The organism is Rufibacter aurantiacus (assembly GCF_017916345.1).
Classification (GTDB): Bacteria; Bacteroidota; Bacteroidia; order Cytophagales; family Hymenobacteraceae; genus Nibribacter; species Nibribacter roseolus.
This window is the reverse complement of the sequence record NZ_JAFMSV010000002.1, coordinates 838,491-851,118: the sequence shown is the minus strand read 5'-3', so window position 1 is coordinate 851,118 and position 12,628 is coordinate 838,491. Positions and strand designations below refer to the sequence as shown.

Annotated in this window: 9 protein-coding genes; 6 read left to right on the top strand and 3 right to left on the bottom strand. The window is 53.5% G+C overall.

The genetic code is table 11. The features are described 5' to 3' along the window. Positions 1-100: 100 nt before the first annotated feature. Positions 101-1,240: a mechanosensitive ion channel family protein gene (locus tag J3P34_RS08845; protein WP_246853615.1), complete on the bottom strand. Its 1,140-nt coding sequence runs from the start codon at positions 1,238-1,240 to the stop codon at positions 101-103. A gap of 250 nt (positions 1,241-1,490) precedes the next feature. On the opposite strand from J3P34_RS08845, the gene J3P34_RS08840 reads away from it, so the two are divergent. Next, a complete protein-coding gene (locus tag J3P34_RS08840) occupies positions 1,491-3,665 on the top strand; it encodes a bifunctional alpha,alpha-trehalose-phosphate synthase (UDP-forming)/trehalose-phosphatase (RefSeq protein ID WP_210487964.1) in 2,175 nt (724 codons plus the stop codon). A 289-nt stretch (positions 3,666-3,954) separates the two neighbouring features. Here the strand turns inward: J3P34_RS08840 and J3P34_RS08835 are convergent, their stop codons facing one another. Both J3P34_RS08835 and J3P34_RS08830 read right to left on the bottom strand, forming a co-directional pair. Then, positions 3,955-5,739, bottom strand: a complete 1,785-nt coding sequence (locus tag J3P34_RS08835; protein WP_210487962.1) for a glycoside hydrolase family 15 protein — start codon at positions 5,737-5,739, stop codon at positions 3,955-3,957. 223 nt (positions 5,740-5,962) lie between these two features. After that, positions 5,963-7,282: a leucine-rich repeat-containing protein kinase family protein gene (locus J3P34_RS08830; RefSeq protein ID WP_210487960.1), complete on the bottom strand. Its 1,320-nt coding sequence runs from the start codon at positions 7,280-7,282 to the stop codon at positions 5,963-5,965. Between the two features lie 187 nt (positions 7,283-7,469). Here J3P34_RS08830 and J3P34_RS08825 point away from each other — a divergent pair, with 187 nt between their 5' ends. The 5 genes from J3P34_RS08825 (at position 7,470) to cobA (ending at position 12,623) form a co-directional block, all read left to right on the top strand. Continuing rightward, on the top strand, positions 7,470-7,709 hold the full coding sequence (locus J3P34_RS08825; protein WP_210487958.1) for a hypothetical protein: 240 nt from the start codon (positions 7,470-7,472) through the stop codon (positions 7,707-7,709). An 855-nt stretch (positions 7,710-8,564) separates the two neighbouring features. Then, positions 8,565-9,320: a phosphoadenylyl-sulfate reductase gene (locus J3P34_RS08820; RefSeq protein WP_210487956.1), complete on the top strand. Its 756-nt coding sequence runs from the start codon at positions 8,565-8,567 to the stop codon at positions 9,318-9,320. A 17-nt stretch (positions 9,321-9,337) separates the two neighbouring features. Next, entirely contained in the window at positions 9,338-10,246 is a 909-nt protein-coding gene (gene cysD / locus J3P34_RS08815; RefSeq protein ID WP_210487954.1) for a sulfate adenylyltransferase subunit CysD, read from the top strand. Positions 10,247-10,446: 200 nt separating this feature from the next. Beyond that, complete coding sequence (locus J3P34_RS08810; RefSeq protein ID WP_210487952.1) at positions 10,447-11,724, top strand: sulfate adenylyltransferase subunit 1; 1,278 nt, start codon at positions 10,447-10,449, stop codon at positions 11,722-11,724. Positions 11,725-11,801: 77 nt separating this feature from the next. Further along, positions 11,802-12,623, top strand: a complete 822-nt coding sequence (gene cobA / locus J3P34_RS08805; RefSeq protein ID WP_210487950.1) for a uroporphyrinogen-III C-methyltransferase — start codon at positions 11,802-11,804, stop codon at positions 12,621-12,623. The last annotated feature ends 5 nt before the right edge of the window (positions 12,624-12,628 follow it).

Sequence of the window (12,628 nt, the reverse complement as noted above, 5' to 3'; positions counted from 1 at the left end):
TCCGCAGTGTTGGTTGTTGGTGATAACTCCAACAACGGCAAACAGCGGTTCTGGCAAGTCCGTCAAGAAACCAGATGAATCCAAAATCAACTGCTGCTTACTACTTCCCGGTTGGGTCAATCATAGGGGCAAAGGAGTGGTAGGGGCTTTCGGCGAAGCCGGTGTTGCGGGTTACGGGCAGGCACTCGGGGTGGTTTTTCTGCACGAAGTCTACCAGCTTTTCCCGCACAAAGCAGCGCAGGTCAAAGGCGCTGGAAGAATCGGCGGCGCTCACCAGCACCCGCAGTTCCAGGGTTCTTTCTTTTGACTCGGTGACCTGTAAGATCCCAACCCGGCCATCCCAGAGGTGCGTTGCCTTCAAGACCCGCGCGAGTTCCCCGCGGAGCGCTTCTATGGGCGCGGTGTAGTCAAGGTACAGGAAAACGGTGCCCAGGAGCTCAGAGGTGGTGCGGGTCCAGTTCTGGAAGGGTTTTTCAATAAAATAGTTGATGGGCAGCACCAGCCGGCGTTGGTCCCAGATGCGGAGCACCACATAGGTGAGGGTAATCTCTTCCACCCGGCCCCACTCGTTCTCCACCACCAGCACATCGTCAATGCGCAGGGGCTGGGTAAACGCAATCTGGAACCCGGCGAGCAAATTGCCCAGCGAGCGTTGTGCCGCGAATCCCAGGATCACCCCCGCAATCCCCGCCGAGGTCACCAGACCAGTACCTATTCTCCTTACCGTTGGGAAACTCATGAGTACAAGGCACACGGCCAGGAAGACGATGAGAATGATGACCACGCGCCTTACAAACTGCAGCTGCGTGAAGAGGCGTCGTTCCCTGATGTTGTCAGCTTTGTCCAGCTGGTGTTTTTTCCGGACCTGGTACTGCACCACGTTCACCCAGCCAATCAGGAACCAGGCAAAGGCGCAGGTGAGCAGGATCTCCATGATGCGCCGCACCATTTCAAACGCCGTTGGGGTGAGCGGCAGCAGGGGCAATGCGCCGGCCAGCAGCAGAAGCGGAAGTAAGTAGGAGAGTGGTTTGCTGAGTTTGGCTAAAATGGCTTCTACCCAGATATGCGGAAACCAATGCTGGTAAGCCGACAAGACTTTGATGATCAGCCATCTGAGCACCATGCCCCCAATGAGGGCACCCACTACTACGCCGGTGCCTTGCAGTAGTTGGGGAATATGATCAAGGGCGAAGTGCCTGAGCTGGTCAAACACTTTCTCTGTTCTTAACTGTTCTAGCATTCCTTTGATCTGAAACTACAAGTTCCTGTTTACCCGCTATCCGGTAAAAGGGTTACCTGCGCCTTTTCCAAAGCCAGGCAGGCCAAAGGAAATAGCGTTTTCCATATGTTTTAACCAATCTGCCGGTAAAGGAGTAAAAAGAGCCGGGTGCCCCCGGAAAAGATGGACGCAGGCTGCTGTGCCCTAATCCAACTATGAAAGTGGTTCTTTTCTCCGGCAGGATGCCCCACATACCATAAAACCATACACTATGCCTAAAACGATCATCATCTCCAACCGGCTTCCCATTAAGGTACAGCGTACCGATAACGGTTTGTCTTACGAGACCAGTGAAGGCGGTCTGGCAACGGGCTTAGGGTCCATCTATAAAACCGACGACAACATCTGGATTGGCTGGCCGGGCACTTTCTTCAATGATGAGGCCGAGCAGGAGCAGGTTACTAGGGATCTCTCTGAGCAAAGCATGCACCCGGTATTCCTCACTGAGGCCGAGATCAGGGATTTTTATGAGGGATTCAGCAACGAGACCTTGTGGCCTTCTTTCCATTACTTCAGTCAGTATGCCGTGTATGACGACTCCTTCTGGGAAGCCTATCAGCAGGTGAACCGCAAGTTCTGCCAGGCCGTGATGGAGCGTGCCGAGCCCGGCGACACCATCTGGGTGCATGACTACCAATTGCTTCTGCTGCCGCAGATGGTGAGGAAGGAGGTCCCTGAGAGTACCATCGGGTTTTTCCAGCACATCCCGTTTCCGTCTTATGAGGTGTTCCGCCTGCTGCCCTGGCGCGAGGAGATCCTCAAGGGAATGCTGGGCGCCGACCTGGTAGGGTTCCATACCTTTGACGATGCCCGCCACTTCCTCAGCTCGGTGAGCCGCATTGTGGGTTTGACTTCTTCTCAAAACCTGATTGACAACGGCCATCGGCAGATTATGGTGGACGCCTTTCCTATGGGCATTGACTATGAGAAATATGCCTCCCTGGCCGCCTCAGAGGAAATGAAGGAAAAGCTGAATGAATACCGTGAGGCGCTGCATGACCAGAAGGTGATGTTGTCTATTGATCGGCTGGATTACTCCAAAGGCATTCCGCAGCGCCTCAGAGGGTTTGAGTTGCTGCTACAGGAGCATCCAGAGTTCCGAGAGAAAGTAACCCTGTTTATGTTGGTGGTTCCGTCCCGCGACCAGGTAGAGCAGTACCGCGAGCTGAAAGAAACCATTGATGAATTGGTGGGCCGCATTAACAGCTCTTACCGCACCATCACCTGGAACCCCATTCAGTACTTCTACCGCTCTTTCCCCTTAGAGGAACTCTCGGCGCTGTATGCCCTGGCAGACATTGCCTTGGTGACGCCCATGCGCGATGGCATGAACCTGGTCTGCAAAGAATTTGTGGCCAGCAAACTGGACCAGAGCGGCGTTCTGATTTTGAGTGAAATGGCCGGTGCTGCCAAAGAACTATCAGATGCTATCCTCATCAACCCCAATGATTTGGGTGCCATGGTGCTGGCCATGCAAGAAGCAATGGTCATGCCCGAGGAGGAGCAGAAACTTAGGATGCAGCACATGCAGGAGATCTTGAAGCAGTATGACATCCATCACTGGGTAAGCATTTTCATGAACCGGCTAGACTACATCAAGATAAAGCAGATGAGCCTGGCCACAGAATATCTGTCTGAGGAAGAGCGTGACGATCTTCTGAAGGCCTACAAAAAATCAGGTGAGCGCATTCTCTTCCTGGATTATGACGGCACCCTCACCTCGTTCCATAACAACCCCAAGCACGCCAAACCAGACGGTGAACTGCTGCAGGTATTGGGCTGCCTGGCCCAGGAAGAAGGAAATAAGATCGTCATCATTAGCGGGCGCGACCGCAAGACCCTGGAGGAATGGTTGGGACATCTTGAGGTAGACATTATTGCGGAGCACGGCGTCTGGGTGCGCGAACACGGCAAGGACTGGAAAATGCTGCACCACCTCACCAGCGACTGGAAAACCGAGATCAGGCCCATCCTGGAACTGCTGGTAAGTCGCACCCCCGGCTCGTTCATTGAGGAAAAGGATTTCTCTCTGGTGTGGCATTACCGTAAAGTAGACCCGGGCCTGGGCGAACTACGTGCCCGCGAACTGCACAACCATTTGCAGTACCTGGCCTCCAACATCAACCTGCAGGTCATGGAGGGCGACAAAGTGCTGGAGGTGAAAAACGTGGAGGTGAACAAAGGCCTGGCCACCCTGCGCTGGCTCGAAGAGCACCCGCATGATTTCCTCCTGGGCATCGGCGATGACCGCACCGATGAAGACATGTTCCGGATCATGCCCAAAGAAGCCTTCACCATTAAAGTAGGCAGCAAACGCTCCCTGGCCCGCTTCAACCTGAACAATACCGTGGAGGTGCGCAAACTGCTGCAGTCGCTTTGCTCTTGAGGAGATTGTTGATTGTTAATTGCTGATTGTTGGTTGATTTGTGAAAAAGAGGCGGGAAACAGAGACGTATCACCCCGCCCTGCGGGCACCCCTCCTGATTCAGGAGGGGAGTTTTTGGCTGCCAACGCTATAGCACTAGCTCCAAAGACCTCGCAGCGTCCGGAGGTCCTGCGAGCGTCTGTGCCAACTGCGGTTTCAGCCCTGTTTTCAGGAAATTAGCCCTAAAACACTACAAAATAGAAAGGCTCACCAATCTGGTGAGCCTTTCTATTTTGTAGGTTAAAAACCGCTATAATAGGAACGATGGTTTGTCCAGGCGTTTGGAGATGCGGTAGGCGGCATTCAGCAGACCCACGTGGCTGTATGCCTGCGGGAAGTTGCCCCACTGGCTTCCGTCTTTGGAGTCTACGTCTTCGCTGAGCAGGCCCAGATGGTTCGTGTATTTGAGAATGTTCTCGAACTCCGCAGTAGCTTCCTCCAGTCGGCCTACGCAGGCCAGGGCCTCAATGTACCAGAACGCGCAGATGAGGAACGTGCTTTGCGGCACCCCGAAATCATCGGCGTGTTTGTAGCGGTAGAAGAGCCCCTCGGGGGTTTTGAGTTCTTTCTCCATAGCAGCCAGGTGCGACTTAGCCCGCTCGGAGGCAGGGTCAAGGTAGTGCATCATGATAAGCTGCAGGGTACTGGCGTCCATGTGGGTTTTCCCAATGGCCTGGGTGTACACGCCCTGCTCAGGGTCAAAGCACTCCTCAATTTTAGCCGCGGCTTGGTTCATCAGGTCCGTGGCTACTTTGCCTAGTTCCTCATCGCCCATGTAGCGGGCCGCGCTGGCCGCCGCCGATGCCCCGGCCCAGTGGAACAGGTAGGTGTAGCAATGGTACTGCGCGAAATCGCGGAACTCCCAGAGGCCGGCATCCGGCTCGTGCAGGGTCTGCTTTATCTTGTCCAGGGTCTTGTAGATCAGCTTCTGCGACTCAATACGCTCGGCATCATTGAAGCGCCGGTCAATGTAAAGCGGAAGCAAAGCCACCAGAATCTGGCCGTAGACATCGTTCTGGATGTGGGTGTAGGCATCGTTGCCTATGCGCACGGGTTTGTTGCCCAGATAACCGTCTAGTTCCAGCTCAATCTCGGTGAGTTTACTCTGGGCGCTGATGGAGTACAGAGGCTGGTAGCGCTGCGTGTCTTTGGCCGTGATGTTGGCGATGAAATGGAAGTACCGCTCCATTTCCTCAAAATGACCGATGTTGTTGAACGCGTTGAGGATGTAGTAGGTGTCGCGCATCCAGCAGAAGCGGTAATCCCAGTTGCGGCCGCTGCCGGGGTGCTCGGGCAAGCTGGTGGTAGGCGACGCGATGATGGCGCCGGTGTCTTCGTACTGGTGTATTTTCAGGGCTAACGCAGAGCGGATCACCTGCTCCTGGAAGAAGTTGCTGATGCTGGTGTTCTTCACCCACATGCGCCAGTAGCGCGTGGTCTGCCGCAGGAACTCCTCAGCGGTGCTTTCCAGGTTGGCCTCCAGTGGGGCGCCATAGGTGAGCACAAAATACAGCGTCTCATTCAGCACGAAAGGCTGGTCTTCCAGGATGTAGCTAAGGGAGGCGTTGGTGGTGAGGCGCACTTCCTCGTCCATTCCCAGGAACGCGATGTGGTTGCTGCTGCGGCGGCGCTTCAGTTCCAGCTGGCCGTAGTTACCCACCGGCCTGCAAACCGCGCTGATGCGGGGCGAGCCGGTCAGCGGTTCCACTTTCCTGATGAGCATCAGGGGTTTGTAGTAGCGCTGGTGCTGCCGGAAACGCGGAGCGAAATCGGTGACGCGGTAGGCGCCATCCGCGCAGGTGATCTCGGTGCACAGAATGTTGGTGTTCTCCACGTAATACTGGTTCGAGGTGAACTCCTCGGCATCTGGTTTAAGGGAGAACTCGCCGCCTTTCTGCCGGTCCATCATCGGGCCGAAAACAAAGCTGCTGTCAAATCTGGGCCAGCAGAGCCATTCAATATTGGTGTCTTTGTGGATGAGGGCCAGGTAGGCGCAGTTGCCAATTAGCCCCATGTCATAGGTATGTTTCGCCATACTTTTCTGCGGATAGGTGATAGCCAGTGAATGTCTAAGGTTACATGTACCGGATTAGAGGTATAGAGGTTTCCTTATTTTTACCGACCCCGCAAAGAGGCGCCGTTCTGGGCTTGTTTCCTGAAAAACAGGCCTAAAACAAAACCTGCTTTCCTGCCTTCCCTCTGGCGGAATAGCCACAGAAAAGCAGGGAGTAGGGCAGGAGAGGCTAGAGGAGAATTTCTTATTGCATCTTTTCTATTTGCTCCACGATGGATGCAAAATCAGGCCGATGGGTTGGCGCCGGGTGCATACAAATTTGTTTCAGCTGCCAGAGTTCTGCCACGCAAGCATGATGGGCATCTTCCGGCGCTAAATGGTCCAGCAGATCTTCTAAGAGACATCCGAAGGCCCTTACTTCAATCTTTTCCAGAGCAGTGGCTTTCTGTGCGTCCGTTTTGTCATACAGCGTAGCCGCCCCAAAATCACCAAACAGCGGATGTCCCGAGGCGTCTACCAAAGTATTGTGCGCGTACAGGTCGCCATGCATGATACCACGGGCGTGCAGGTGCGCTGCCGCCGAGGCAATGCCCCCCGCAATACTCAGGGTTTCCTGCAAAGTGAAAACGGTCCCTGCTGGGTAGACATCGCGGGTGCAGGAGGCAAAGCTGGGAGAGCCCCCCAGGTTCCGGTAACCCGCCGGGATGAGTTCCAGCACCAGTCCCTGCTTCAGCGCTGGATGCTGCGTGATCTTGCCCAATACCTGCACCAGGTTGGGGTGCGATCCGGCGGCCATGCAAGCCCGCATCTCGTCCTGGGGCAAACCGTCGCTGGTGACTTCGCCTTTGAACACCTTTACCGCCACGTGGGCCGGGGCATCATGCGCCTTTGGGTTTTGCCAGTGGGCCCTGGAGATGACACCCGAGGCGCCTTCGCCGAGCACATCCTCCAGCACCAGCTCCTGCCAGGCAACCTCCTCCAGTTCCTCCATTTGGTGGTCGTGCTGGTTGGATGGGTTCCCCGAGATAGCCAGCCAGGACAAACGCGGCAAGGAAAACAGCCATTCCGGAAGCTGGGTGATCTCGTTGGCAGATATCCTGAGCAGTTCCAGGTTCTGACAGGCCGCCATTTCCTCAGGAAGACGGGTTAGCCTGTTACCCGCCAGCATTAATTTCTGCATGCGGGCGCATTGGCCAATAGAAGCTGGTAATTCCGCAATCTGGTTGTTGGTTAAGATGAGCCAGCGGGTATTCACCGGAATGGCATCCTCGGCAATATGCCTGATCTTACACGCCTTAAACCCAATCATCTCCAGTTGCGGGCACTTTGCCAATACTGCCGGGAACTCAGTAAAGTCATTCTCAGAGAAGAACGCGATTTTCAGGTTTGTGAGTTGGGCAAACTCCTCCGGCAGGTGCGTTAAGCGATTGCCCGTAAGGTCCAGGATCTCCAGAGTAGCAGCGAGGGATAAGATTTCCAGGGGAAACTCCGTCAGGTCACACGATAGCTTCAGTCTTGATGCCCCGGTCAGTTCGCCGGCCTGTAGTTGGGATAGGGTGTGCATGGATGCGCGGTTTTGAAGCGGTGAAGGTAAGGATTGATTTTGGATGCTGCTGTCAGAAGCGGTCTTCTTGCTTTTTTTAGTTCTTTTTGCTTTTCCAAGCCCTCTCTCTTCTGGTTCAAGTTTTCAACTTGGACCTACAATGGTCTGCAGTTTGCAACTGCAGTGAGGCGTTAGCCTCAAAACCACTTTGGAGATATTACTTCCTACTTCTTTTCTTACCAAGACTCTTGGCTGCAGCCGCGGCCTGCGGACGTTTGTCACTTTTCTCCTTGATGAGAAAAGTAACCAAAAGAATCAAGAAGAAAAGAAACTCGCTGACGCTCAAACAGTCTTTTCTTCCGTAAGGGTACCACCTGGCAAAAGCCTTTTGTTTCATGGTGAAATTGCATCACTGCCATTGGAGCAGTTCCTGCCTGCGCTCGTCTGAGGTTGGGTTACGCATGCGCCCAACCTCAGACGAGTGCATGTTAGCTGCCTTGCCAAATGAGCCGCTGCAATGCCTTTATCGTCCTTCGGACGGGTGGGAGATGCTGCTGTCCTCGTCTTGTTATAATTGGTTGTAGAATGTAGAGACAAGGCATGCCTTGTCTCCAACGGGTCCTCCGCAATAAACGGTAACTACCTAACAAATCCGGAAATTTCTGCAAAGGGCACCCATAAGAGGTGCCCCTTCATTTTTGCCATCTACCGGAGATTGGCTCACCAATTCGTTGTGGTTGCGTACCCAACCTCACCACCGTTATTGGTGTTATCACCAACAACTAAGACTGCTGTTCAACCGCTTTCTGACGCATTCCTGAATTTCCCTCCTTAGAGGGGTGGAGGTGGGTTCTTAGGGAACCAGTTCCAAATCAGGGATTTGCGGCAAAGATGCTTTTTTGGGTGGAGTATAGAGATAAAAACTTGAAGCTTTAAGGCTGTTTTCAAAAAAAGAGAGGTAAAAGGGAACACTGGTTTTTGAGAATGCGTTAATGCTGGAGATGATTCATTGGGAGTTGCATAAAAATACGGAGGGTAGACCTCCTAAATTTTTATCTATAAACTCTATTAAATTGATAGGAAAACTTGATTTGTGAAGATCGGTCCCTACCTTTGTGTCATCTTCATTAACAGACAGATACAGATAACAGACTACATGGTCTATTCTTCTCATACAAAGCGAATGTGCTTCTGCTGTTGCAGCTCCTGCTGCTGTTGTTGCTAATCTCTGGCAGTCAACAAATACCTATTGCCTACTCGGGCACCCCAATAATTCAAATTTCTTACCTAGTACTTTCTTGCCATGGCCTCTTCAAAACAAGAGCAGGTGTCTCGATTAATACAAGAGACAGAAGGCTTAACCATAGACCAGACGTTTGCGTTGCTGGTCAACCGTTTCTCCAATGAGGTGACTTTCTCTTCCAGCTTCAGCTTTGAAGACCAGGTGATCTCGCATCATATCCTGGAGAACAACTTCCCTATCCGCATTTTCACGTTGGACACCGGCCGCCTTTTCCCCGAGACTTACTCAGTGTGGAGCAGGACCAATGAGGCGTACAATACGCGCATTAAGGCCTACTATCCTAACAATGAGCAACTGGAGGAGTTTATCCATAACACAGGGCCCAACTCTTTTTATGAGTCTACCCAGAACCGGAAAGACTGCTGCCACATCAGAAAAGTGGAGCCGCTGAAGCGGGCGCTGGCGGGCAATTCCATCTGGATTACCGGTCTGCGCGCTGAGCACTCTCCGGTCCGCGGCGTTCTGCCCAAGTTTGAGTGGGACGAAGGAAACCAGCTCATCAAGTTTCACCCCCTGCTTTACTGGACCACCGATGAGGTGATGGCCTTCATCAAGCAGAACAACATCCCTTACAACAAGCTACACGACAAAGGCTTCATTTCCATTGGTTGTGCACCTTGTACCCGCGCCATTCAGCCGGGCGAGGATTTCCGGGCTGGGCGCTGGTGGTGGGAAGACGCCAGTAAAAAAGAGTGCGGTCTTCACGTGACCGAGGAGCAGCCAGGGGTAGCCAACTCATTAGCCAAAATCGTTTAGCATAGCATTTTCAGATTATGTCAGCATATAAATTAGATTACCTGGATCAGTTAGAATCAGAGGCGATTCACATTTTCAGAGAAGTGGCGGGCCAGTTTGAGCGCCCGGCGCTGCTGTTTTCCGGCGGAAAAGACTCTATTGTGTTGGTGCACCTGGCTTTGAAAGCCTTTAGACCCGGCAAGTTCCCTTTCCCGCTGGTGCACATTGACACTGGCCACAACTTCCAGGAAGCCCTGGATTTCAGAGATTACCTGGCAGAGACCATTGGGGAGAAGCTTATTGTGCGCAACGTGGAAGACACCATCAAAGCCAAAGGCCTCACCGAGCAGAAAGGCAAACTGCCTAGCCGCAACGGCCTGCAGACCTATACTTTGCTGGACACCATTGAAGAATTTGAGTTTGATGCCTGCATTGGCGGCGCCCGTCGCGATGAAGAGAAAGCCCGCGCCAAAGAGCGCATCTTCTCGGTGCGTGACGAGTTCGGTTCCTGGGATCCTAAGTTGCAGCGCCCCGAGCTCTGGAACATCTACAACGGCAAAATCAACAAAGGCGAGAATGTGCGCGTGTTCCCTATCAGCAACTGGACCGAGCTGGACATCTGGAACTACATCCGCCGCGAGAACATTGAACTGCCTTCCATCTATTTCGCCCATGAGCGCGAGGTACTGGAGTTCGATGGCCGTCTGGTAGCCACCAATGAGTTCGTGCAACTTCACGATGACGACGTGGTGACCCGCAAAACCGTCCGTTACCGCACCGTGGGCGATATGACCTGCACCGCTGCCGTGGAATCAAGCGCCTCCACCCTGGACGACATCATCAACGAGATCATCGCCACCAACACCAGCGAGCGCGGCCAGACCCGCATTGACGACCGCGTTTCTGAGGCCGCCATGGAAGACCGTAAGAAAAACGGATACTTCTAATTGAATGATTGAGTGCTGGAGTGAATGAGAGAATTGTTCGGCTCCGCCTCATGAAAGTGAATAAATGAAAAATGTCGGCGCAGCCGATGAAAGATATAGAAAGTGAATCTTGGGGTGAGCCTCCTTTTAGGTCTGTTTTTTAGAAAGCAGGCCTAAAACAGACTCAAGACTCAGAACCCAAGACGCAGAACTCATTGAAAATGGATATTCTAAGATTTTTAACCGCCGGGAGCGTAGATGATGGCAAGAGCACTTTGATTGGGCGTTTGTTGTATGACAGCAAGTCCATCATGGTAGACCAGCTGGAAGCCATTGAGCGGAGCACCAAGAACAAGGAAGAAGGCCGCGTGGACTTGGCTTTGCTCACCGACGGGCTTCGCGCGGAGCGGGAGCAGGGCATCACCATTGACGTGGCCTACAAGTACTTCTCTACGCCTAAGCGCAAATTCATCATCGCAGATACGCCTGGTCACATCCAGTACACCCGCAACATGGTTACCGGCGCGTCTAACTCAGACCTGGCCATTATCCTCATTGATGCCCGCCACGGCGTGGTAGAGCAGACCCGCCGCCACTCCATCATCGTTTCCCTGCTCAACCTGCCGCATGTGGTGGTGGCCGTGAACAAGATGGACCTGGTGCACTACTCGCAGGACAAGTACAATGACATCGTGATCGATTACTCCCAGGTGGCGGCTTCTCTGGGCCTGAAGAATGTGACCTACATTCCTATCAGCGCTTTGAACGGCGACAACATTGTGGAGAAATCAACCGCCATGCCTTGGTATGACGGAGGTTCCCTGCTGAGTGTGCTGGAGACCGTGGAGGTATCAGAAGACATCAACCTCACCGAGGGCCGTTTCCCGGTACAGTATGTCATCCGCCCTCAGACTGAGGAACTGCCTGATTACCGCGGTTACGCTGGCAAAATCATCAGCGGTATCTACCGCAAAGGCGACAAGGTGGTGGTACAGCCATCGGGTATTGAGAGCACCATCTCGGCGGTTGAACTGGGCGGCAAGGAAGTAGAAGAAGCCTTCGCGCCGCAGAGCGTGGTCCTGCACCTGGCAGACGACGTGGACATCAGCCGCGGTGACATGATTGTGAAGCAGGATGCCCCGGTGCAGGTGGCGCAGGAGTTTGAAGTGGTATTGTGCTGGATGAGCAACACGCCGCTGGTACCCAGAAACCGCTACCTGCTGCAGATTAACAGCCGTAACGTGCGCTGCGTGGTGAAAGAACTGGAATACAAACTCAACGTGAACACCTTGGAGAAAGAACTCTCCCCGGTATCGGCGGGTTTGAATGATGTAGTGAAAGCCACCATCAAAACAGCTTCACCCATTGCCTTTGACACCTACCAGAAACTGAGAGCCAATGGCGGCGCCATCCTCATTGACGAGACCAGCAACGTAACCGTTGGCGCCTGTATGATTACCACTCAGGCCAGTGAGAAGCCTTTCTGGCCCGAAATCTAGAAAACGGCCCTAAAACGGAAGTTCATACCATTGCCGCCGTCGCCCGCACGGGAGCCGGCGGACTTACAAACAAAAGCATGCAAGCAGCGCCACAAAAAGGAAAAGTGATCATTGCAGGCGCCGGTCCCGGCGATCCTGACCTGATCACGGTGAAGACGGTGAAGGCGTTGCGCCAGGCCCAGGTGATTCTGGTGGACCGGTTGGTGAGCGAAGAGATCCTGGAAACGTATGCTTCGCCCTCGGCGGAGATCGTGTACGTGGGCAAGCAGTGCCGGAGCCACGGTACCACGCCGCAGGCCACCATCAACGAACTGCTGGTGGAGTACGCGTTATTGGGTAAAAACGTGTTGCGCCTAAAAGGTGGCGATGTGTCTATTTTCTCCAACGTGCTGGACGAACTGCAGAGCCTGGTGGCCCACGAGATTGATTACGAGATCATCCCCGGCATTACCGCAGCTTTGGGAGCAGCGGCCTACGCCGGTATTCCCTTAACGGCCCGGCAGCATTCTACTGCGGTACGTTTTCTCACCTTCTACACCTATAGCAAACTCACCGATGCCTATTGGCAGGAACTGGCCCAGACGGAAGACACCCTGGTGTTCTACATGTCCAGTGAGCGGCTGGCCGAGGTAGTGGAAAAACTCACGCGTCACGGCATCTCAGAAGAAAAACAACTGGCTGTGGTAGAACAGGCCACTACGCCCCTGCAGCACGTGCAAACCAGCAGTTTGTACGATTATGAAAGGAACCTGGGCGGGAAGACGTTTGTCTCACCTTCGTTGGTAATCATTGGCAAAGTGGTGAACCTGCACCATGAGTTCAAGTGGTTCACCAACAACCCAACTAGAGAATATTACTTCAAGCCGGTCACTGAACAAGTGGGCCTGGTAATTCAATAATGTAT

Coding starts and splice junctions, on each gene's coding strand:
- J3P34_RS08845 (WP_246853615.1), bottom strand. CDS start 1,240: ATGCTAGAACAGTTAAGAACAGAGAAAGTGTTTGACCAGCTCAGGCAC.
- J3P34_RS08840 (WP_210487964.1), top strand. CDS start 1,491: ATGCCTAAAACGATCATCATCTCCAACCGGCTTCCCATTAAGGTACAG.
- J3P34_RS08835 (WP_210487962.1), bottom strand. CDS start 5,739: ATGGCGAAACATACCTATGACATGGGGCTAATTGGCAACTGCGCCTAC.
- J3P34_RS08830 (WP_210487960.1), bottom strand. CDS start 7,282: ATGCACACCCTATCCCAACTACAGGCCGGCGAACTGACCGGGGCATCA.
- J3P34_RS08820 (WP_210487956.1), top strand. CDS start 8,565: ATGGCCTCTTCAAAACAAGAGCAGGTGTCTCGATTAATACAAGAGACA.
- cysD (WP_210487954.1), top strand. CDS start 9,338: ATGTCAGCATATAAATTAGATTACCTGGATCAGTTAGAATCAGAGGCG.
- J3P34_RS08810 (WP_210487952.1), top strand. CDS start 10,447: ATGGATATTCTAAGATTTTTAACCGCCGGGAGCGTAGATGATGGCAAG.
- cobA (WP_210487950.1), top strand. CDS start 11,802: ATGCAAGCAGCGCCACAAAAAGGAAAAGTGATCATTGCAGGCGCCGGT.